The organism is Microbacterium sp. WCS2018Hpa-9 (genome assembly GCF_031843745.1).
In the GTDB taxonomy this organism is placed as follows: Bacteria; Actinomycetota; Actinomycetes; order Actinomycetales; family Microbacteriaceae; genus Microbacterium.
Genome location: NZ_JAVTIY010000001.1, coordinates 643,650 through 664,736, shown reverse-complemented (window position 1 = coordinate 664,736; position 21,087 = coordinate 643,650). Strand labels below are relative to the sequence as shown.

Genomic DNA, 21,087 nt, shown 5'->3' with positions numbered 1-21,087 from the left:
CGAGAGGTCAGCGTTCGGAGCGCAGGGTGGGGATCGCGCCGGTGTGCGCGGCGTCGATGTTCTCGCGCCACGACCTCGTCTGACCGGCGCGCAAGGCGCACAGGACCAGCATGAACCACCCGGCCCCCACCAGGGTGAAGCTCTCGAACATCGACTCGACGGCGAGAGTGACGAGCATGAGAGGCGTCCAGGCGTAGACCACCGAACGTCGCACGCTCGCGACGAGCCATGACCGGACGGTGGCGATTCCTCCGAAGAGGAGGAAGAGCACGAGCCCCGCCGTGCCCAGCTGCAGCAGGACGTCGAAGTAGGCGTTCAGGGCGCTCTGATGGTGGTCGTCCAGCAGGAAGTTGATGTAGGTGAAGGGGAACTCGCCGCGGGCCCATGCCCCGAACCATCCCCAGCCCTCCACCGGCTTGAGAGCCACGAAATCGAGGATCGTGTTCCACAGGGTCGCCCTGATCGAGAAGTCCGACCCGGCATCGAGAAGCGCGATGATCACGTGACGCAGGGCGAAGGCCGCGGCGAGGGCGAGGGCGACGAGAACGCCGAGCACCCATTGCACGATGGTCCGCCTCTCCGCAGGTGCATGACGGACGATCGCGAGAGCGACGGCGACGACGCCGACCGCGGCGGCGAGCACCAGCACGGTGGGGGAGGAGGAGAAGAACGCCAGCAGAGCCGCGAGCGCGATCGAGGGGATCGCGATGCGCGCCGTCAGCGACTGGGTCCGCCACTCGACCACGAACGTGATGAGCGCGATCACCGTGACGAATCCGAGCATGTTCCTGCTGCCGAAGATCCCCTGCACAGGGCCGCCGACAGCCAGGTCTCCCTGGATTCCGAGGAACGCGAAGGGGGTGTCGAGCAGAACCCCGGAGAGGATCTCGAGGCCGAGCGACACGAGCAGGAGGAACCTCAGCGAGTCGCCGAGTGCTCGGACGGTCTGGAGCGTGTCGCGGATGTGGCCGACCGTGATCGCCAGGAACGCGAACCCGAAGAGCTGCATCCACCCGAAGGCGGTGTCCGACTTGTCGGTCGTCCACACGATGCTGACGGCCGCCCAGGCGAGGAAGGCCAGGAGCGACGACGGAGCGATGCGCAGCAGCGAGAGCTCTTCGCGTCGTACCCAGAGGACCCAGGCGCCGAGCACGCACAGCGCGGCGATGATCGTGGCGAGGGTGACGTGCGAGGCCGCGGCCTCGATCGTGAAGGACGAGAAGACCGCGGTGAGGACCGCGACCGTGTAAGCGCGAGCGAACTCGGCCGAACCGAGCAGGTCGTTCAGACGGCGTTGCGTCGTCACGGAACCCGCCGGCTTCGCTCGCCGCGCTCGATCACGCGCTCATGTTCGCCCACGCCGACCAGGGGCACGACCTTGATCTTGAACGTCAGCAGCACCAGCAGCATCCACCCCCACAGCATGATGGGCGTCGACTCGGTGAGCCCCTGCACGAGCAGCACGACGGTGAAGAGACTCGGGAGCAGCGTGATCGCCGAGAAGGTGCGATCGGACTTCAGATCCCAGCGAGGTCTGTCGACCGCGAAGAACCACGAACGCCAGAGCAGACTGAGGTAGGCGAGCGCCACGAGGACGACGCCGACGACGCCGAGCTGCATCAGCACGTCGAGCCACATGTTGTGCGCATGGAAGACGGTGATGCCGTGATCCTCGATCCACCCGGCGAAGGCGGGGTCGAAAGGCACCCAGGGGCTCGAGAAGCCGTTGCCGAAGATCGGATGCTCCGCCGCGCGCGCGAGGACCTGCTCCCAGATCACGTCTGAGCGGCCGGTCAGGTCTGCACTGCGCCCGAGAAGGGCGAAGAGCGGTTCGCGCAGCAGCCAGACGGCGGCTCCGGCGATCGCGGCGCCGCCGATCGACACCACGTAGAGCCTCGTGCGCCCCCCTGGTGTCTTCGTGCGGCGCATCAGCAGTGCGACGACCAGCACCACGGCCGCAGCCGCCGCGCACGCGTACGCGGTCGCGGATCCGGCTCGAAGCATGAAATAGCCGGCCAGCAGGATCCAGAGGGCGAGCGTCGTGCGCCAGCGCGCGCGGGCGGCGAACAGCACGCCGAAGGTGAGGATCGCGAACAGGCAGATGATGGCGAGCACGTTGGAGTTGCCCACGATCCCCTGGATCCGGCCGCCTTCGAGCAGGTTGCCCCTGACCCAGTACCAGTGCGCATTCGTCTCGCCGTCGGGGCGGACGAAGAAGTTCGGCAGGATCGGAGCGCGCACGACGAGGGCGACCCACAGCTCGAGCGCGAGGGACAGCCCGAGGATCCACTTGAATGCGGAGGCGAGTGCTCGCACGATCTCCTGCCAAGACAGCACGTGCACGATGAACAGGGCGTTCACCGTGACGGTCGCGAGCAGGACCCAGGTGATGACGGTCGCTCCTCGCCACTGCGACCACGCGACAGAGAGCAGAGCCAGCGCGGTGTAGGCGATGGCGGCCCACGGCAGGCGGCGCCAGGCGAACGCGGCGGGACGCCGACGGGCGACCATCGGAACGCCGATGGCGAGCGTTGCGATCAGGAAGGCGATGAGGGTGACGAAAGCGCCGATCTCGCCCACGAGGTTGTAGACCGCCGAGTGTGCGAACGTCGCGAAGAGCACGAGGCCGATGTACCCGCGCAGCAGAAGGTGCCCCGTCGACTCGCGCTCTGGAGCGCTGGGCGGGGCGGCGACCGGGTGCTTCGTGTATTGCGCCATCGCGTTCAGGCTACAGCGCGCAGATCGCGACGAACTGATGCAGTGTCTCGTGGCACTGCGAGTTCGCATGCCAATACCCTGGTGACATGCTGCTCAGCCTCTCGAACGTGCCCCGTGACTATGCCTGGGGGTCGGCGACGCTTCTCGCCGACCTGGAGGGCCGCACCCCCACGGGCGGTCCTGAGGCCGAGGTGTGGTTCGGCGACCACCCGGGAGACCCTGCGGATGTCCAGGGTGACGGGACGCTCGATGCCGTCACCGGCGGATCCCTGCCCTACCTGCTGAAGCTGCTCGCAGCCGCATCGCCGCTGTCGATCCAGGTGCATCCGACCATCGAGCAGGCGAGAGCCGGGTGGACGCGTGAGTCGGCGCTCGCTGCCACAGACCCGAACCGCAACTATCGCGACGACAATCACAAGCCGGAGCTGATCGTCGCCTTGAGCGATCGCTTCGAGTCTCTGAGCGGACTGCGCCCCGTCGTCGACACCCTTCGTCTGCTCGACTCGCTGGGGGACAGCGCGGGGGTCGAGGAGCTCGCCTCTCGTCTCAGCGGCCCCGGTGACGTGCTGCGCGACACGATCGGCTGGCTGCTGTCCGGCGAGGCGCAGGCGGCGGTGGATGACATCGTGGATTCGGTGCGCGCAGCCGCAGGGTCTGCGTCGGGAGAATGGGCCACCGCCCTTCGCGGGGTGGCCGCGATCGCGGAGACCTACCAGGGTGACCCGGGTGTGGTCGTCGCGCTCCTGATGAACCACGTGGTGCTGCGCAGGGGAGAGGGCGTCTTCCTGCGGGCCGGCCTCCTGCACGCCTACATCTCGGGCCTCGGGGTGGAGATCATGGCGGCGAGCGACAACGTGCTGCGCGGGGGGCTCACTCCCAAGCGCATCGATGTGCCTGAGCTGCTCTCGATCCTCGACACGAGCACGGGTGAGGTGCCGGTGCTCCGTCCGGTGTCGACGGATGCGGTCACCGAGTACCCGGTCCCCGTCGCCGACTTCTCGCTGAGGCGGATCGAGCTCGACGGCGCGAGCGTCGTGATCGACGTGGACGGACCCACCATGGTGCTCGCCACGGCCGGTCATGTCGTGGTGAGCGGGGCAGGCGGCGAGGTGCGCGACGTCCCGGTCGGCACTGTCGCGTTCGCGACTCCCGATGAGGCGAGCCTGACGATCAGCGGCCGAGGTGAGGCATTCGTCGCCTCTCCCGGCGATCCTGCCGCGGAGAGCTGACCTTCGGAGCGGGCGTGCGACACGCCGTGTGAAGGTCAAGAACCTTCAAGACCGGATTGAGGGTTTACGATCCGCGACTTGACCGAAGCGAATGACACGGGTGTAATTAGTTGAGCACGGCCCGCCGAGGGGGCGGAATTTAGGGGTTGGAGAGCGAGATGACGGGTTACCGTTCAGACGTACCGGAGAACTGGTTCGTCGATCCGATCAACCTCGGTGTCCCCGGGGTTCGGAAGATCGAGGCCGACGACGAGGCTGCTCTGGCATGGCAGAGCGACGCGCTCTGCTCGCAGACCGATCCCGAGGCCTTCTTCCCTGAGAAGGGCGGATCCACCCGCGACGCCAAGAGGATCTGCACCTCGTGCGATGTCCGCGGCGAGTGCCTAGAGTACGCGCTCAACAACGATGAGCGCTTCGGAATCTGGGGCGGACTCTCCGAGCGCGAGCGCCGCAAGCTCAAGCGTCGCGCAAGCTGATCCCGTAACCGGCATCCGGCGGACGCCGGGACGCGCTCCGAGCCGCTCCCAGGGCCACGCCGCCGGGACACCTCCAGATCCTCATAGCTTCGCGGCCACGCCGACGCAGGTATGCCTCGGAGTCCTGCCGCGCGCATAGGCTGACCAGGTCATGCCAGCCCGAGTTCATGCAATCATCGTCGCGCGCCCCGGTTCTTCCGCCCGCGCGCAGCTGCTCCGCACACTCGATGCGTTGCGCTCCCAGACCACATCCCCAGCCGCGATCACTCTGGTGATGTGCGGCGACGCATCCTCGGCTCGAGAGAGCGGGGCCATCGCGAGCGCTGTCGAAGGCATCATCCAGGCACGCGGCGGCACGTCCTTCGCCGACGCGGTCGAGCTCGCGAGACCCCGCATCCTCGAGGGGAGTGCGGTCTGGCTGCTCGCGCATGACACCGCGCCTCACGAGCGCGCTCTCGAGCGTCTGGTCGGAACCCTCGAACGCTCGCCGTCCGCGGCGATCGTGGCGCCGAAGCTCGTGCACACGGACAACGATCGCGAGATCGTCTCCCTCGGTGTCAGCATGACGACCCTCGGGCGTGCCGTCGAGCTGGCCGCCGGTGAGCTGGATCAGGGACAGCACGACGGCAGCGACGACGCGCTGGGCGCAGACATCCGCGGGATGCTCATCCGCGGCGAGGTGCGTGACGCGCTTCGGCCGGATCCGGCACTCGCGGGAGCAGATCAGGGGCTCGATCTCGGAGTCCGCGCCCGACTCGGCGGCGGACGCGTCGTGCTCGCGCCGTCGGCGAGAGTGGCGGTCTCGCCGGACGGGCCAGGGGCGCTACCGACCGCACGAGGCAGGCGCGCGTTCGCGACCAGGCTCGCGCAGCTGCACCGTCGACTCGCCTACGCCCCGGCGATCGCCGTGCCGCTGCACTGGTTGAGCCTGCTCCCGCTCGCGCTCTGGCGCTCGATGACCGATCTGATCGGCAAGCGGCCCGAGGCAGTCGCTCCAGAGTGGGCAGCGGCAGTCACTGCGATGTTCCGCTTCGGCGCGATCGCTCGATCTCGTGCGCGCATCCGTTCGTTCCGGACCTCGAGCTGGTCGAGCATCGCACCGCTGCGGGTGAGCAGCTCCGACCTGCGCCGACGGCTCGATGACGGCCACGGCAGCGAAGGCGGATCCGCGAGCGAACTCCGATTCTTCTCCGGCGGCGGCGCCTGGGCGGTGCTCGGCGCACTCGCGGTCAGCCTCGCGACCTTCACCACGATCCTCGCGTGGCCGGTGCTCGGTGGCGGGGCCCTGCTTCCGCTGCGCGAGACGGTCGGAGCGCTCTGGAGCGACGCCGCCTGGGGGCTGCGAGGTCTCGGAGTCGACGTCGTGGGTCCGGCTGATCCATTCGCCGGCGTGCTCGCCGTGCTCGGCTCGCTCTGGCCGGGTGCTCCCTCGTTCTCCCTCGTGCTGCTCTGGGTGCTGGCGTTGCCTCTCGCTGTGCTCGGCGGCTGGTTCGCCGCCACGCGTGTGACCGATCGCGCGGGCCTGCGCATCTTCGCCGGGATCGTATGGGCGCTTGCGCCGACCTTCCTGACCGCACTGGTCGACGGCCGTCCGGCAGGCGTGCTGGTGCACCTTCTCCTGCCGTGGCTCTTCCACGCTGCGGCCGTAGCTCACCGCTCGTGGGGTGCGGCAGGAGCTGCATCCATTCTCTTCGCCGCAGTGGCGGCGTGCGCGCCGTCCCTGGCGCCGGCGCTCCTGCTGCTGTGGGTCGTGGCGCTCGGCATCACTCTCGCCGGAGCCCGGATCCGCGGGGCCGTCCGGCTACTCTGGGTGCCTGTTCCTGCCGTCGCCCTCTTCGCCCCGCTCGTGCTCTGGCAGCTCAGTCGTGGAGACGTCCTCGCGGTTCTCGCGGATCCGGGTTCGGTCTGGAACGGTCCGCAGGCGACAGCCGATGCGGCGGGCAGACTCGCCCTGGCCACGGGGTTCCCCACCGGAGACATGGCTGGATGGGCCTCCTGGCTCGGCGTCGAACTCGCGCCGTGGGTGGGGGTGCTGCTGGCCCCGCTGGCGCTTCTCGCTCTCGCTTCGTCGGTCGCTCCGCGCTGGCGAGCAGGCATCACGCTTCTGGTCGTCGCGCTCTCGGGCCTCGCCACCGCGTTCCTCGCGGTGGGCGTCGCGGTGTCCTTCGATCAGGGAGCGCCTGTCGCGATCTGGCCGGGCTCCGGTCTCAGCCTCGCCTGGGCCGGCGTCACGGGAGCCGCTCTCGTGACTCTCGACACCGCGCTGTCGATGCCACGGCTGCGAGTCCTGAGCGCGGCGGTCGCCGGACTCTCGATCGCGGTGTGCGCGGTTCCGGCGCTCGCCGCATTCCACTTGGATTCCTCCGAACTCCGCGACGGGCCGGCGTCGACGCTGCCGGCGTACGTCGCCGCGCAGGCGGGCGCTGATCGCCAGATCGGCACACTCGTGCTCACCCCTCAGAACGACGGAGGGCTCGCGACCGAGGTCGCGTGGGGCGGAAGCGAGACGCTGAGCGCCCAGACGACGATCCTGTCGACAGCAACGGAGCTGCGCGGTGCCGACCTCACGACGCTGGCGGTCGACCTGCTCTCGGCGCGGGATTTCGACGCCGCCGATGAACTGGGGAAGACCGGGATCTCCTACGTCCTCGTCGCTCAGGTCTCCGGTGAAGAGTCCGATCGCGCCCGCTCCCTGCGCACGGCGGCTGTGACATCGCTCGATCAGCGGGCGGGATTCGTTCAGGCAGGTTCCACCGACCGCGGTGTGCTCTACCGACTCGAGGCCGATGCGTCGCCGCGCGAGCCGCTCTCCTCAGCTCAGCAGGCGACCGCCCGCCTCGTGATCACACTCCAGCTCGTGCTGGTTCTCGCTGCTCTACTGCTGTCGGTGCCGACGCGTGCGTCGCGACGGGCGGCCCGTGCCAGGTCGCGCATCGTGGGACGTGCGCCGGAGGAGCCGCTCGTGCTGCCGCGACACCCCGAAGACCGCGAAGACCCCGAAGACCGCGAAGATCCCCGCACGCCGCGGGGGGATGCCGGAGCTGCTGCAGTCGACGCGACGACGGGCGACGGATCCGCGGACGCACCAGAGCCCGATGCGTCGACGGAGGCCGATGCATCGAGCAGCCCGCCCCAGGACTCTGAGACCGACCCCGGAGACGCCGTCGACGGTCCCGACCATGACGCGGGTGCGAAGGGTCATGTAGACCCGGACTCCGAACAGGACGAGAGGGAGCGACGATGACCGGCAACCGTGCATTCCGGGTGGCGGCCACCGGCGCTCGAGTCCTGACAGGCGCCGTCGTGGCGGGCGCGTGCGTCGTCGGCGTCGCGTTCGGCATCACGGCGGCGTGGCCGACAGTCGTGCACGAGCCTGCTCAGGCACAGGTCACGCCTCTTCCGGGTGACACCGTGCTCGTGTGCAACGGCGATCTCCGCGCCGTCGGACGCGATCCGTCCAATCCTCTCGAGATGGTGTCGGCGGCATCCTCTCAGCTGACGGTCGAAGGCTCCTCGGGCAGGCCGGAGTCGAGCCCCCTGCCCGCGAGGGACCTCGCCGACGGCGGATCCGCTCAGCGTCTCGTCGGCATCGTCGACGGACGCCAAGCGCCCCTGCTCGGCGCGACGGAGTCCGCCAGCCTGGCAGAGGCGGATCTGTTCGGTCTCGCCGCGGCTCCCTGCCGCCCCCCGAGCATCGAGTCGTGGCTCGTGGGCGGAACGGTAGCCACCGGGACCGAGGATCTCGTCGTTCTCACGAATCCGGGCGTCGTGCCCTCCACTGTGTCGCTGGGCGTATACGGATCGCTGCGGGCATCGAGCACCGTGATCGTCCCCGCGGAATCTCAGATCGCGCTCCCGCTGACGTCGATCGCCGCCGGATCGGACTTCCCGATCGTCAAGGTGACGGCGACAGGCGCGCCGGTGCGCGCCGTGCTGCAGTCCTCTCTCACCCGGACGCTGGATCCCGCAGGAATCGATCTGCAGGATGCGGTCCCCGCTGCGCAGCGTCAGCCGGTGCTTCCGGGCATCGAGGTCTTCGAGAACCAGGGCGACAACGCCGACATGGCCGTTCTGCGTCTGATGTCGCCCGAGGTCGATTCCCAGGCCGTGGTGAGGGTCAGCGAGGTCGGATCGTCGACGATCGCCGACGAGCTCACGGTGCCGCTCACCGCCGATGTGCCGACGGAGCTCTCACTGTCGGCGCTCGCGCCGGGGAGGTACACGATGAGCATCGAGTCCGACAACCCCGTGCTCGCCGGCGTGCGACAGCAGGACGTCGCCGGTCCGCAGGACGACTTCGCCTGGGTCACACCGGCCCCCGAGCTCGATGACGACGTCTACGTGGCCGTGCCTTCCGGGCCGAGTCCCCACCTGGTGCTCGTCAACCGTGAGGATGCCGACGCGACGGTGCAGGTCGCACCGGCCGCTGGGGGAGACCCGATCGATGTCACCGTGCCCGCGGGCTCGTCCGCGTCGGTCGATGTGGAGCCGCGCACGGTCTACTCGATGTCGACGTCGGCGCCTGTGCATGCGTCAGTCACGATGAGCGCGGCCGGTCAGCTCGCGGTATGGCCGGTCTGGCCGGCGATGGGGGCGCAGCAGAGCATCACCGTCTACCCGTGAGGATCGGGCAGATGTGCGACCTCAGTGCTCGTGACCGCCGAGGTCCCAGGGTTCGCGTCCGACGTACTCCGCCGCTGCTCTGAACACGGCGCTCTCGATCGCCATCCTCCGGTGAGCGCCATCGTCGTGTCCTGGCGGCAGCAGGCGCTCGATCGGCAGCCGGAAGAGCACGATCCGTGCCTTGTCATGATCGAGGTGCCAGCGCGGCACTTCGTCCGTCGCGTCATACGCCGGCATGGCGCCGATCTCGAACCGCACCTCCTGCAGCTCCGGCCAGGTGCCGCGGAGGAACTCCGCCGCCGTGCCGACCGTCAGATCGAATCGGTCGATGCGCCCGTCGAGGGGGGCCAGCGGCGGACGCACGACCTCACTGCGCCCGAGGCGCCCGTGTCGCCCGTGCCTGGCTCCGCGTCGGGGTGCTTCGGAGGTGCGGGGACGACGGGGCATAGCGAAAGTCTAGGCCGAGTCTGTCGGCCGGGGCGGCGCGGCATCCGCTCGACCGGAGAACGTGGACGTAGCCTGGCACGAATGGACGGAAGACTCTGCTCGAAGGTCGGCTGCGCGCGTGAAGCCGTGGCGACGCTCACCTACGACTACGGCGACCAGATGGCGGCGCTCGGGCCGCTGGGAATGGCTCGGCATCCGAACGCTCACGACCTGTGCGCGCAGCACGCGGATCGGCTCTCGGTGCCCGCCGGATGGCTCGTGATCCGTCACGAGGCGCTTCGCGCCTGAGTTCTTCACTTCGGTGGATGAGACACGCCGCCCCGCGGCGGAGAGTCCTCGGCGCATCCGGCTACGCTGACCGCGGATGCGCCAGGGCGGCGCCGCCGGAAAGGCAGCTGTGATCGTCTGGCGACGCTGGATCTTCCCCCTTCTTCTCGTGCTCGTCTTCGGAGCGTGCGCCGCAGCGCTCGTGAAGATCGCGTTCTTCCCCGACAGCAGCGAGGCGATGGTCAGTCCTGAGGCGTCGATCGGAGACCCGATCATCCCGGTCGAGCGCGGCTCCGTCGTGAACGCTCTCAGCCTGAGCGGCAACGTGGCCCGCGATGACGCCTTCCCGGTGCGCACAGAGGTCACCGGCACGGTGATCGCGGTGCACGTACCGGAGGGGGCGACGGTCGCGGCCGGCCAGAAGCTCTTCACGATCAGGCAGGACGAGCCGAAGAAGGATGTGGACATCGTCGCCTCCGAGGCGGGTGACGTCTCGGAGATCGCTCTCGTGAAGGGCCAGGCGACGTCCGCGGGCACCGCGATCTTCACGCTCACGCCGGCGCGCTACCACCTGCTCGCGACGGTGGAACCTGTGCAGCTCTACCGCCTCGTGAACGCGCCGTCCGAGGCGTCGGTGACCATCACCGGCGGCCCCGCGCCGTTCGCCTGCACGGGAGTGCGAGTGCAGGTGAGCGCCGAGGGCACGGCGAGCGTCCGATGCGCGGTGCCCGGCGACCAGGTCGTCTTCGCAGGCTTGCCCGCCACGATGGATCTCGCGCTGGGGCAGGTCGACGATGCCCTGGTGATCCCGGTCACGGCCGTGCAGGGCGGAGCCGGAACCGGCAACGTGTGGGTCGATGCCGGCGACGGCGCCGAACCCGAAGAGCGGCCGGTCGAGCTCGGCGTGAACGACGGAGCCATGGTCGAGGTGGTCTCCGGTCTCGAAGAGGGCGAGTCGATCAGACAGTTCGTTCCCGGTTTCGTCGCACCTGTCGAGGAGTTCTGCTACGAGATCGAGCCCGGAGTCGAGCAGTGCGACAGCGGGGTCAGCTGGTGACGCTCGTCGCGCTCAGCGATGTGACCAAGAGCGTGCGTCTGGCCGATGACTCGGAACTCGAGATCCTGCGGGGCATCTCGCTCGAGGTGAGCGCCGGCGACCACGTCTCGATAGTCGGCAGATCGGGCTCCGGCAAGTCGACGCTGCTCAACATCCTCGGGATGCTCGACGCTCCGACCACCGGGTCCGTGTCGTTCGAAGACCGCGAAGTGCGGCGGATGCGCTCGGGTCGGCTCGACAGGCTGCGCGGCGACAACGTCGGCTTCGTCTTCCAGCAGTTCAACCTGCTGCCTGGGCGCACGGCGCTCGACAACGTGATGATGCCGCTCGGGCATGCTCGGGGGCGGATGTTCTGGAACCGGAGGCAGATCGCCGCCGACATGCTCGAGCGGGTCGGCCTCGGCCATCGCATCGAGCAGGTCGCCGACCGCCTCTCGGGAGGCGAGCAGCAGCGGGTCGCGATAGCGAGGGCTCTCGTGCGCCGACCCGTGCTGATCCTCGCGGATGAGCCGACCGGGGCTCTCGACATCGACACGGGTGCGTCGGTCATGTCGTTGCTCGACCAGGTGGCGACCGAGACGGACGCCGCCCTCGTGACGATCACGCACGACCTCCATGTGGCCGCCCGCGCCCGGCGGCACTACCGTCTCGACGCCGGAGTCCTCGAGACGGCAGACCTCAGCCGCGCCTTCGAGGCCTCCACCCTCGCGGCCTCCGTCCCGTCCACCGTGTCTGCGGGCTCGGAGGCATCCGCGCCCGCCACCACGCCGGCCATGCCGTACGCGCGTCGTGGAGCAGCGTCGTGACCGGCATCCTCGGTGCCCTCTCGGACGCCTGGTCAGAGATCCGTGTGCACAAGCTGCGGGTGCTGCTCAGCCTGATCGGCATCGCGGTCTCGGTGGCGGCCCTCACCGGGGTCGTCGCGATATCCGAATATCAGCGCCAGTTCCAGGCCGAGCAGTCAGACCGTTGGGGCGGTCGGGCGGCGACTCTGGTCGTCACGATCAACAGCGACGACGGCGCACCCGTCGACTTCGACGCTTTCGACGAGCGGTTCTCCCGGGTCACCGAGCGATTCGAGTTCAGCCACACCGCGCGTATAGCGCAGGGCATGGTCGTCCCCGTGCAGCTCCCTGACGGCATCGTCGACGTGAACTCGCGACTGATCGATCCGCTCTACTCGCAGATCCACCGAGAGCAGCTGCTCGAGGGACGCTGGATGAGCGATGCCGACTCCGACGCGCTCTCGCCGCCCGTCGTGATCACCGAGGCGCTGTGGGACCGCATCGGGCGCCCGCCCGTCGCGCAGCACCCGACTCTGACGCTCGCGGGGCCGGCAGGAGGCACGTATCAGGTCGTGGGCATCGTGCCTCGCCAGGGTTTCGGTGACGAGGAGCTGCGCGTAGACATCCTCTACGACGCGTACCGTGCTCGCGTCGACGCCCTGCCCGAGGGAGCTTGGCCGCAGTACGAGATCTGGCTGGGGCAGGATCAGGTCGACGAGATCGCGCCCGTGCTCGCGATGGATCTGCGGGCAGGACTTCCGGAAGGGCAGACCGTGTCGGTCAGCCGCTCGGACTGGGCGGCCCAGCCCGGCGCTTTGGATGCTCAGGCGACGTTCGAGATGGTCACCGGCGGCATCGCAGCCGTGATCCTCGCGCTCGGAGCGCTGAGCCTGATCAACATCCAGCTGGTCGCGATGCGGCAGCGGGTGCGTGAGATCGGTGTGCGTCGTGCGTTCGGGGCGACGTCGGGCCGGGTCTTCTTCTCCGTGTTCCTCGAGAGTCTCGTGGCGACCACGGTGGCCGGGCTCGTAGGCATCGCGATCGTGGTCGCGGTGCTCCGCTCCGATTGGGTGGTGACCTCGCTCTTCTACGGCATCCAGGACATCCCGCCGTTCCCGATGCGAGCGGCTTTCGTCGGTCTCGCGGCGTCGATCCTGGTGGGTGCCGTCGCCGGTTTCATCCCGGCGTTGGTCGCACTGCGGGTGAAGGTGATCGACGCGATCCGATTCTGACGGGTGCTGGAGTGGCGTCCGCTGGGACGAGCGCTCATACGCCGACGCGACGACCGGTGAGCTTCTCCGCTCGGCGATCGGCATTCTGCAGCGCCCTGCGCTCCCGCTCCCGTCGGAGCACGGTGATGCCGATGAGCGCCACCTCGGGCGCAGCCTGGGGAAGGGGCGAGACGAACGGCGAGGCCTCGGCGAGCAGGTCCTGCGCCACCCTCGCCCGTGCGGTCGGCACCATTCGCGGAGCGCTCTGCAGGAACTGCGAGATGCGCCGCGCAAGTCGATCGGGCAGACGGGCCACATCGGCGATCTGGGCCCAGCCGGCGAGCACCGGTGGCAGCACGGGCACGCTGGGGACCAGCTTCGGGGTGCGCACGCGCTGGCTGTAGGTGCCGGCGACCATGTCTCCGAGGCGCTGCGATCGGGCGCTGAATGCTCCGGCGAGCACGGCGACGCTGCCCAGCGTCATGTAGATCTCCAGAACGCCGAGGAGAGCCCGGATGAAGGCGTGTCGGAATCCGGTCGCGCCCCCGTCGAGGCGAACGATGCGACCGCCCACCGCGAGCTTGCCGAGGCTGCGGCCCTTGAGCGCGACCTCCATGGTGATCGGCAGCACCACGAAGCTGATCACGATAGACGCGATGAAGGCGATCGAGTCGGTCGCCTCATCGAGAACGCCGATGTCGAGCAGCCAGATCCGCAGGAACAGCGTGAGCAGGAAGACGGCGATGCCGACCAGGAGATCGATGATCGCCCCCGCGGCTCGCAGGACGAAGCCGATCGGCTGGACGTCGATCGCGACGGCTTCACCGGAGAGCACCTCGTCGGATGCATCGAGCGGGGCAGACATGAGTACAGTAAATCAGGTGGATGCCGATGCGCTGACAGATGCACGCCGCGCCGAGTGGGAGCGGTTGGAGCAGTTGAGTCATGCCCGGCTCGACGGAGCGGGCGTCGATGAGCTGATCGTCCGATACCGCGCGGCGTCTGCCGATCTCGCAGAGCTCAAGACCTCGGTGGGCGAATCGCCCCAGGGCGCGTATCTCTCGACGATCCTCGTGCGCGCGCGGCTGCGACTCACGGGCGCATCCGACAACATCCTCACCCAGACCGGCCGCTTCTTCTCCCTGCAGCTGCCCGCTGCCCTCTACCGGCTGCGCTGGACGACGCTCGTGGTCGCGGTGTCGTTCGTCGCGATCGTGGTCGGGACCGCCGCCTGGATCTCGGCAGACCCGGCGCTCCTCGCCACCCTCGGCCCGCCCGAGTTGCTCGAGCAGTACGCGGACGAGAGCTTCACCGGCTACTACACCGAGAACCCCGCAGCGGTGTTCATGGGCATGGTCTGGTGGAACAACGCCTGGATCGCCCTGCAGTGCGTTCTGTTCGGCATCACGGGGCTCTGGCCGGTCAACGTCCTCGTGCAGAATGCGATGGGTCTCGGGGTATCCGGGGCCGTCATGGCCGCGCACGATCAGGTCGATGTGATGATCCTCTACATCCTCCCGCACGGCCTTCTCGAGATGACCTCGATCTTCGTCGCCGCGGCGGGCGGGCTCCACCTCTTCTGGTCGTGGGTCGCGCCGGGGCACCGTTCGAGAGGGGAGTCTCTCGCCGCCGAGGGGCGCTCACTCGCGACGGTGGCGATCGGACTCGTGTTCGCGCTGTTCGTCTCGGGTCTGATCGAAGGATTCGTCACCGGGTGGGCCCTCCCGTGGCCCATCAAGATCGGCATCGGCGTGGCAGCGCTCGCCGCGTTCCTGATCTACATGCTCGTGATCGGCGGTCGCGCGTATCGCCGAGGTGAGACCGGAGATCTCGTCGAGTACGAGGCAGGTACCCCGCGACTTCTGGCCGGCTGAGACCTCAGCCGTTCACAGCCGTCCGGCGGCCTTAAGCTCGAGGTATCGGTCGGCGATCCTCGGAGGCAGAGACTCGGGGTCGGCGGCGATGGCTTCGCCTCCGGCACGCCGCACCGCGTCGGCGACGTTCTCCGCATCGCGCATGGTGCGTTCTGCGGCCGCCGCGAGGTAGATCTCCTCACGCGAACCACGGTGCATCGCGAGATCCGCGATGCCGTCGTCCGTGACGGATCCGACGAGGACGGACGTCGCCCTGCTCGCATCGGGGAAGGCGCCGAGGAACCCTCGGGCAGACTCAGCAGCATCCTGCGCCGTCAGCACCACTATCAGCGCGGGGCGGGTCGTGAGGGTGCGCACCGCGGCGAAAGCGCCGGGCCAGTCGGTGTCGACGAGGCGAGCGTGCACAGGGGCCATCGCGTCCGTCAGGGCGGGGAGAAGCGCGGTGCCGTCGACACCGGTGACGCGAGCCCGCACGACGCGGTCGTACATGAGCAGATGCACGTGGTCACCCGCTCGAGCGGCGAGGGCAGCGAGCAGAAGGGACGCCTCGAGGGCGGCGTCGACTCTCGTTCCGTCGCCGACGCGCGCAGCCGCGGTGCGCCCCGTGTCGATGATGATCACGACGTGGCGGTCGCGCTCAGGACGCCATGTCCGCAGCATCGTGGTTCCTGCCCGGGCCGTCGCCCGCCAGTCGATGGACCGAACGTCGTCGCCTCGGACGTATTCGCGGAGGGAGTCGAACTCGGTTCCCTGGCCGCGCACCTGGATGCTCGTGTTGCCGTCCAGCTCCCGCAGCCGTGCGAGCCGGGAGGGCAGGTGCTTGCGCGATGAGAAGGCAGGGAGCACGCGGATCGATCCGCGCACCCGATGACTGGCCTGCCGGCCTGCGAGACCGAGCGGACCGAGCGACCGGATCATCACGAACTCGCTCGCGAGCTCCCCTCGACGCCGAGGCAGCAGCGGGATCGAGACGCGGCGCCGTTCACCCGGTGGGACGCTGAGTCGCTGGCGCGCCTCGCCGGCTCCGGCCGTCGGCTGCCAGGCATCGCGGATCACCGCGTGCAAGGTGCGGGTGCCCTGGTTCTGCAGCGCGACGCTCACGGGAACCAGTTCTCCGATCCGAGTGCGGGTCGGCACGCGCCTCGTCACGATGACGGAGCGCGGATTCGGTGCCAGCAGCACGTCGAGCACCACCAGCAGGACGCACAGCAGCACCCAGATGCCCAGCGCGGCATACGGAGGGAACTCCGCGAGCCCGGCGAGGACGAGCGGGACGATGCCGACGGCGACGGCAAGCGCGAGACGGCCGGTGACGAACACCTAGATCGGCACCCTGGTCTGCTGCACGACGGATGTGAGCACGGCATCCGCCGACACGCCCTCCATCTGCGCGTCCGGGCGCAGCTGCAGTCGGTGCCGCCAGACCGGGACGAGCATGGTCTGCACGTGATCAGGCGTGACGGCGGTCGAAGCGTTGAGCCAGGCCCACGCCTTCGCGGCGGCCAGCAGGCCCGTCGAGGCGCGAGGACTCGCGCCGAGCTCGACCGAGGGCGACTGTCTCGTCGCTCTCGCGAGATCGACGACGTAGCCGAGGACGTCATCGGTGACCTCGACACGCCCCGCTGCATCCTGCGCCGCCCGGATCTCGTCGGCGGAGACGGTGGCCTCGACGCCGGTGAGCTCGCGAGGCGAGAAGCCCGACGCGTGCTTGCGGAGCACCGACACCTCGGCCTCCCGCTCTGGCATCCCCACGACCAGCTTCATCAGGAATCGGTCGAGCTGCGCCTCCGGAAGCGAGTAGGTGCCCTCGTGCTCGATCGGGTTCTGCGTCGCCGCGACGAGGAAAGGATCGGGCAGCGGTCGGCTGACGCCGTCGGCCGACACCTGCCGCTCCTCCATCGCCTCCAGCAGGGCAGCCTGCGTCTTCGGGGGCGTGCGGTTGATCTCGTCGGCGAGCAGGATGTTCGTGAACACCGGACCCGCGCGGAAGTCGAACTCTCCCGTCCGAGCGTCGTACACGAGCGAGCCGGTGACGTCTCCGGGCATGAGGTCGGGCGTGAACTGCACGCGCTTCGTGTCGAGGCCCAGCGCACGCGCGAACGAGCGCACGACGAGTGTCTTCGCCACCCCGGGCACGCCCTCGAGAAGCACGTGTCCTCGTGCCAGCAGCGACACCAGTAGGCCGGTCACGGTGCCCGCCTGGCCGACGACAGCCTTGTCGACCTCTGTGCGCACACGGTGCATGGCCTGACGCAGTTCGGCGTCGTTGAATGTCTCAGCGGTCACGTGGTGTCCTCTGCTTCCGTTCGGATGGATGGACGGCGGTTCGGTGGGTTCGGGGGATCATTCGGATCTCCGTTCCGTGAAGGAGGAGGCGTCGACCGCGTTCTCGAGCTCCTGCAGGCGCCGCGCGAGATCGATCAGTGATGGATCGTCGGCGGGAGTCGCGCCCCCGAGCAGGTCGTGCAGAGATCCGCGGGGAACGCGCAGCCGGTCGGCCGCGGCATCCGCGACCTCTGCCGTGACGGCGAGCCCGAGTCTGCGCGCGAGCCGGCGTCTGCTGCCGTCGCGGATCGCCTCGGCCGTGTGTGCGGCATCGCCTGCCTTGGCGGTCAAGCGCGCCCGTCCGTGCATCGTCTCCGAGGCGCGGACGGTCACCGGGAGGGTCTCGGCGACGAGAGGTCCGAAGCGCTGGCCGCGCCACAGCGCCGCCGCGACGCCGGCGATCATGAGAAGCAGGATGGCTGGCGTCACCCACCCGGGCGTGAGCGACCCGAGCGTGTCATCGGTCTCGCCTTCGATGTCGGTGTCGTCGAAGCTGGGTACGTACCAGACGACCCGGTCGGTCTGACCGAGCAGAGCGAGCCCGAGGGCGGCGTTCCCGTCCTCAGCGAGGTAGGCGTTGCTGAAGAGACGCGCCCCCTCGACGACGGCATGCGTAGTGCCGTCGGTCTCATCGATCAGCACGGCCGCCGCGTCGTCGGCCCCGAAGCAGCCCTCCACGCCGTCAGCAGGCCTGAACAGCCGATCAGGGCGGATGGTGCCGACATCCGCGAACTCCGGGGCGTCGCACTCGGCCTGCACCGGGGTCGAGTCCGGCGCGGCGTTGTCCCCGATGCGCAGAAGATTCAGAAGATGCGTGCTGCTCGAGAGGAACACGACTCGGTCGGCCGGTTCGATCAGCTCGGAGATTCCGTCGTCGGTGAGCGTGTAGGGATTCGCCATCACGAGCGTGGTGTCGTCATCGAGCGCCGCTCGTGCCTCATCCCGCGAGCGGAAGACCGAGACCTCGACGCCGTTGTCCTCCAGGATCTGAGCGATGGCCATGGTGCCGGAATCGCCCACGCTCTCAGGATCGAGCGAGCCGCGCTGATCGGGCATGCGCACACCGACCTGTATCGCCACGAAGACGCCGCCGAGAACGAGTGCCACGACGACCGCCCACCCGAGCAGCGATCGCGATCGTCTGCCGCGAGGTGCGCGCTCGGCCGTCGATGCCGGCGCGTCGCGCTGCTCGACGACGCTCACGCGGTCACCGCCTCTGGGCGCAGCGCACTGAGTCGATCGTCCGTGGCCGCGAGTTCGGCATAGCGCTCAGCGGTCGCCGGATGCCGGAGGTAGCGCACGTCGTCGAAGGCGACCGCGGCCTGGCGCACCGGAGTCGTCTCCGCAGGGAACACGACCGAGACCTCGCGTGCGATCGCCTGCGCGGTCGCTCCAGGGGAGGGATCGATGAGGTCGCGCTCGAGGAGTCCTCTGGCGAGCGCGCGGAATCGCAGGATGGTCGCCTCGTCCCAGTCGCCCCCACGGGCGCAGCGCTCGGCATCGGCTCGCAGCTGCGCGGCTGAGCGGTCGTCGTCCGCGCCGAGGAGGCCGGCCCCTGGCCGACGGATCGCCATGGCGCGGCGGGGGCGGCCCCAGATGATGAGCGCCGCGACGAGAGCGCCGAAGACGATGATGCTCACGATGATCAACGCGGAGGGCCCGACGCTGGCACCGTTCTCGGAGCTGAACAGATCGGCGAGGAACCGCCCGATATCACGCGCGACGAGGTCGAACCAGGTGGGTTTCGCATCGGCGTAGCGCGGATCGGAGAGCTCCTGCTCGGCCCACTGCCGCGCATCGTCTCCGTCGGGGATCCGCACGTCGTCGAGCGAGCGGATCATGCAGATCCTTCGCTGCCGGTTCCCGGCGCGGCCCAGGTGGAATCATCGGGCGACGCCGACGAAGCCGGGGGAGCGGCGGGAGCAGGAGGGGGCGCGTACGCGGGCGGCGCCGAGGCGCCCGCCGGCGACTGAGGCGGGGCAGGTGCAACCGCTCCCGGATACGGCGGCTGGGCCGGGTACTGCTGCGCCGGGTACTGCTGAGCCGGCGGCTGCGCCGGGTACTGCTGTGCATAGGGCGGCTGGCCGGGGTACTGCTGTGCGTAGGGCGCCTGGGCCGGGTACTGCTGTGCAAGGTACGGCTGTCCCGGGTACGGCTGCTGCATCTCATAACCGGCGGGTGTCATCGTGGCCCATTCCGGGATCTGCTTAGGCGGCGGATCGCTCGAGACCGCGCGTTCCGGATCAACGATGAACGGATCGCCGAGCTGCTCTTCCGTCCAGCCGAGGTCGCGTCTCTCGACGTGACTGATCAGCGCCTGGTCGAGACCCTCGTACCGCATCCGGCTGTCGAGATACACCAGGGTGCCGGCGGTGCTCTGCACCACCAGGGTGATGGCCTGCAGCACGAGCAGCAGGATCTGCGGGGCGAGGAGCGCGAAGACGAAGCCCATGATCGTGGCGGTGTCGGCAGAACCGGTCGGGGCGATGATCGAGCCGAGCATCGAGCTCGCCAGTGAGACGGGCAGGTTCACGAGCTGCATCGCCACGCCCATGATGGCGCCGATCAGGAAGGTGACTCCCCAGGCGATCCAGAAGCGACCGCGGGTGAGGCGCCACGAGCGCACGAGCGCATCGCGGAACTTCGCGCGCTCGAGGACGAGGATCGACGGCACCAGGAGCAGCTTGGTCGTGAGCCAGACAGTGAGGGGGACGATGGCCAGCAGCAGGACCAGTATGAGGATCACGATGCCGCCGATGGCTTCGACGGAACCGCCGAGGCCGCTCGCGACGAAGCCGGCGATGATGACGAAGAGCATCACGATCACGCCGAAGATGAAGATGACCGAGAGGGAGGCGAATGCGGCGAGCCGCCAGAACGACGGGATCATCTTGCGCCAGAGGGTCTTGAGGTTCGCCTTCACCCCGATCGCGGCGAAGCCGATCTCGGCGGCGACGACGCCCTGCATCAGGGCGGTGAAGGCGACGGATGCGAGACCCACGGCGATGCCGGCGACGATGTTCATCGCGATGGTGCCTGCGAACACGGCCTCGAAGTCCGGAGAGGAGGGCGACAGCGACTCGAGTCGCGTGAACGTGGTGACGAACACGAAGCCCATCACCGTGGCACTCAGCACGACGACCGCCAGCTGGATCACGACGCCGAAGCCGAAGAGGACTTTAGGGTTGTGTCGCAGCGCGACGAACGACTTGCTCAGCAGCATCCCGAACGTCAGCGGATGCAGGGGGATGATGCCCTTCTTCGGGGCAGGGGTCCACGTCTGGCCGCTCACCGGCACTCCCTCCGTCGTGCGCTCCCATCGTGTCACAAGACCCGTCGGCGCGTAGACATGGGGGCCGTGGTACTGAGTGCCATAAGGTAACAGTTATGACCTCACGCATTCTTGTGGTCGACGACGACACCGCGCTCGCCGAGATGATCGGCATCGTGCTGCGCACCGAGGGCTTCGAGCCGGTGTTCTGCGCCGACGGTGCGCGGGCGGTCGATGAGTGGCGCACACAGCGCCCGGACCTCGTGCTGCTCGACCTGATGCTTCCGGGCATGGACGGCATCGAGATCTGCTCGCGGATCCGCGCCGAATCCGGAGTCCCCGTCATCATGCTCACTGCTCGCAGCGACACGGCCGATGTGGTGCGGGGGCTCGAGGTCGGAGCCGACGACTACATCGTCAAGCCCTTCAACCCGAAGGAGCTCGTCGCGCGCATCCGGACCCGGCTGCGGCCCACGTCGCAGAATGTGGGGGAGCAGCTGCGAGTGGGAGACCTCACCGTCGACGTCGACGCCCATGAGGTGCGACGAGGCACGGCTCCCATCGCCCTCACGCCGCTCGAGTTCCAGCTGCTCGTCGCTCTCGCCTCGAAGCCGCAGCAGGTGTTCTCGCGAGAGATGCTGCTCGAGCAGGTGTGGGGCTACCACTACAAGGCAGACACGCGGCTGGTGAACGTGCACGTGCAGCGTCTGCGGGCGAAGGTCGAGCTCGACCCCGACAACCCCAAGATCGTCATGACGGTGCGGGGCGTCGGCTACCGTGCCGGGGGCGCGGGCTAGGCCCACG

19 protein-coding genes are annotated in these 21,087 nt (G+C 69.0%); 10 read left to right on the top strand and 9 right to left on the bottom strand.

The features are described 5' to 3' along the window. Positions 1-7 precede the first annotated feature (7 nt). Together RQG82_RS03345 and RQG82_RS03340 are read right to left on the bottom strand one after the other, a co-directional pair. On the bottom strand, positions 8-1,306 hold the full coding sequence (locus RQG82_RS03345) for an O-antigen ligase family protein (RefSeq protein WP_311257701.1): 1,299 nt from the start codon (positions 1,304-1,306) through the stop codon (positions 8-10). Beyond that, positions 1,303-2,718, bottom strand: a complete 1,416-nt coding sequence (locus tag RQG82_RS03340) for an O-antigen ligase family protein (RefSeq protein WP_311257700.1) — start codon at positions 2,716-2,718, stop codon at positions 1,303-1,305. The genes RQG82_RS03345 and RQG82_RS03340 overlap by 4 nt, the downstream gene beginning before the upstream one ends. Before the next feature lie 86 nt (positions 2,719-2,804). On the opposite strand from RQG82_RS03340, the gene manA reads away from it, so the two are divergent. From manA to RQG82_RS03320, 4 genes are all read left to right on the top strand, one after another. Next, on the top strand, positions 2,805-3,947 hold the full coding sequence (gene manA, locus RQG82_RS03335; protein WP_311257699.1) for a mannose-6-phosphate isomerase, class I: 1,143 nt from the start codon (positions 2,805-2,807) through the stop codon (positions 3,945-3,947). Positions 3,948-4,105: 158 nt separating this feature from the next. Beyond that, complete coding sequence (locus RQG82_RS03330) at positions 4,106-4,423, top strand: WhiB family transcriptional regulator (RefSeq protein WP_311257698.1); 318 nt, start codon at positions 4,106-4,108, stop codon at positions 4,421-4,423. A 151-nt stretch (positions 4,424-4,574) separates the two neighbouring features. Continuing rightward, a complete protein-coding gene (locus RQG82_RS03325; RefSeq protein WP_311257697.1) occupies positions 4,575-7,667 on the top strand; it encodes a glycosyltransferase in 3,093 nt (1,030 codons plus the stop codon). Further along, positions 7,664-9,046, top strand: coding sequence for a DUF5719 family protein (locus RQG82_RS03320; protein WP_311257696.1), 1,383 nt, complete (start codon positions 7,664-7,666; stop codon positions 9,044-9,046). Before RQG82_RS03325 ends, RQG82_RS03320 begins: the two co-directional genes overlap by 4 nt. Positions 9,047-9,067: 21 nt before the next feature. Here RQG82_RS03320 and RQG82_RS03315 read toward each other — a convergent pair whose 3' ends face one another. Continuing rightward, positions 9,068-9,409 carry a metallopeptidase family protein gene (locus tag RQG82_RS03315; RefSeq protein WP_311257801.1) on the bottom strand — a complete coding sequence of 114 codons (342 nt, stop codon included), beginning with the start codon at positions 9,407-9,409 and terminating at the stop codon, positions 9,068-9,070. 165 nt (positions 9,410-9,574) lie between these two features. Here RQG82_RS03315 and RQG82_RS03310 point away from each other — a divergent pair, with 165 nt between their 5' ends. The 4 genes from RQG82_RS03310 to RQG82_RS03295 all read left to right on the top strand — a co-directional run bounded on the left by RQG82_RS03310 (position 9,575) and on the right by RQG82_RS03295 (position 12,834). Further along, positions 9,575-9,781: a DUF3499 family protein gene (locus RQG82_RS03310; protein ID WP_311257695.1), complete on the top strand. Its 207-nt coding sequence runs from the start codon at positions 9,575-9,577 to the stop codon at positions 9,779-9,781. A 76-nt stretch (positions 9,782-9,857) separates the two neighbouring features. After that, positions 9,858-10,817: a biotin/lipoyl-containing protein gene (locus RQG82_RS03305; protein WP_311257694.1), complete on the top strand. Its 960-nt coding sequence runs from the start codon at positions 9,858-9,860 to the stop codon at positions 10,815-10,817. Further along, complete coding sequence (locus RQG82_RS03300; RefSeq protein WP_311257693.1) at positions 10,814-11,623, top strand: ABC transporter ATP-binding protein; 810 nt, start codon at positions 10,814-10,816, stop codon at positions 11,621-11,623. The genes RQG82_RS03305 and RQG82_RS03300 overlap by 4 nt, the downstream gene beginning before the upstream one ends. Then, complete coding sequence (locus tag RQG82_RS03295; protein ID WP_311257692.1) at positions 11,620-12,834, top strand: ABC transporter permease; 1,215 nt, start codon at positions 11,620-11,622, stop codon at positions 12,832-12,834. The genes RQG82_RS03300 and RQG82_RS03295 overlap by 4 nt, the downstream gene beginning before the upstream one ends. 34 nt (positions 12,835-12,868) lie before the next feature. Here RQG82_RS03295 and RQG82_RS03290 read toward each other — a convergent pair whose 3' ends face one another. Continuing rightward, positions 12,869-13,678, bottom strand: a complete 810-nt coding sequence (locus RQG82_RS03290) for an RDD family protein (protein WP_311257691.1) — start codon at positions 13,676-13,678, stop codon at positions 12,869-12,871. 16 nt (positions 13,679-13,694) lie between these two features. On the opposite strand from RQG82_RS03290, the gene RQG82_RS03285 reads away from it, so the two are divergent. Further along, positions 13,695-14,687, top strand: a complete 993-nt coding sequence (locus RQG82_RS03285) for a stage II sporulation protein M (RefSeq protein ID WP_311257800.1) — start codon at positions 13,695-13,697, stop codon at positions 14,685-14,687. Between the two features lie 12 nt (positions 14,688-14,699). On the opposite strand, the gene RQG82_RS03280 is transcribed toward RQG82_RS03285, so the two are convergent. The 5 genes from RQG82_RS03280 to RQG82_RS03260 all read right to left on the bottom strand — a co-directional run bounded on the left by RQG82_RS03280 (position 14,700) and on the right by RQG82_RS03260 (position 20,304). Further along, the gene (locus RQG82_RS03280) at positions 14,700-16,007 is read right to left on the bottom strand and encodes a DUF58 domain-containing protein (RefSeq protein WP_311257690.1); all 1,308 of its coding nucleotides are present in this window, start codon (positions 16,005-16,007) and stop codon (positions 14,700-14,702) included. Continuing rightward, positions 16,008-16,931, bottom strand: coding sequence for a MoxR family ATPase (locus RQG82_RS03275; protein ID WP_311257798.1), 924 nt, complete (start codon positions 16,929-16,931; stop codon positions 16,008-16,010). A 99-nt stretch (positions 16,932-17,030) separates the two neighbouring features. Continuing rightward, positions 17,031-18,215, bottom strand: a complete 1,185-nt coding sequence (locus RQG82_RS03270; RefSeq protein WP_311257689.1) for a DUF4350 domain-containing protein — start codon at positions 18,213-18,215, stop codon at positions 17,031-17,033. Further along, positions 18,212-18,853, bottom strand: coding sequence for a DUF4129 domain-containing protein (locus tag RQG82_RS03265; RefSeq protein ID WP_311257688.1), 642 nt, complete (start codon positions 18,851-18,853; stop codon positions 18,212-18,214). The genes RQG82_RS03270 and RQG82_RS03265 overlap by 4 nt, the downstream gene beginning before the upstream one ends. Next, complete coding sequence (locus tag RQG82_RS03260; protein WP_311257687.1) at positions 18,850-20,304, bottom strand: hypothetical protein; 1,455 nt, start codon at positions 20,302-20,304, stop codon at positions 18,850-18,852. Before RQG82_RS03260 ends, RQG82_RS03265 begins: the two co-directional genes overlap by 4 nt. Before the next feature lie 95 nt (positions 20,305-20,399). On the opposite strand from RQG82_RS03260, the gene mtrA reads away from it, so the two are divergent. Further along, positions 20,400-21,080, top strand: a complete 681-nt coding sequence (gene mtrA / locus RQG82_RS03255; RefSeq protein WP_056376242.1) for an MtrAB system response regulator MtrA — start codon at positions 20,400-20,402, stop codon at positions 21,078-21,080. Positions 21,081-21,087: the final 7 nt, after the last annotated feature.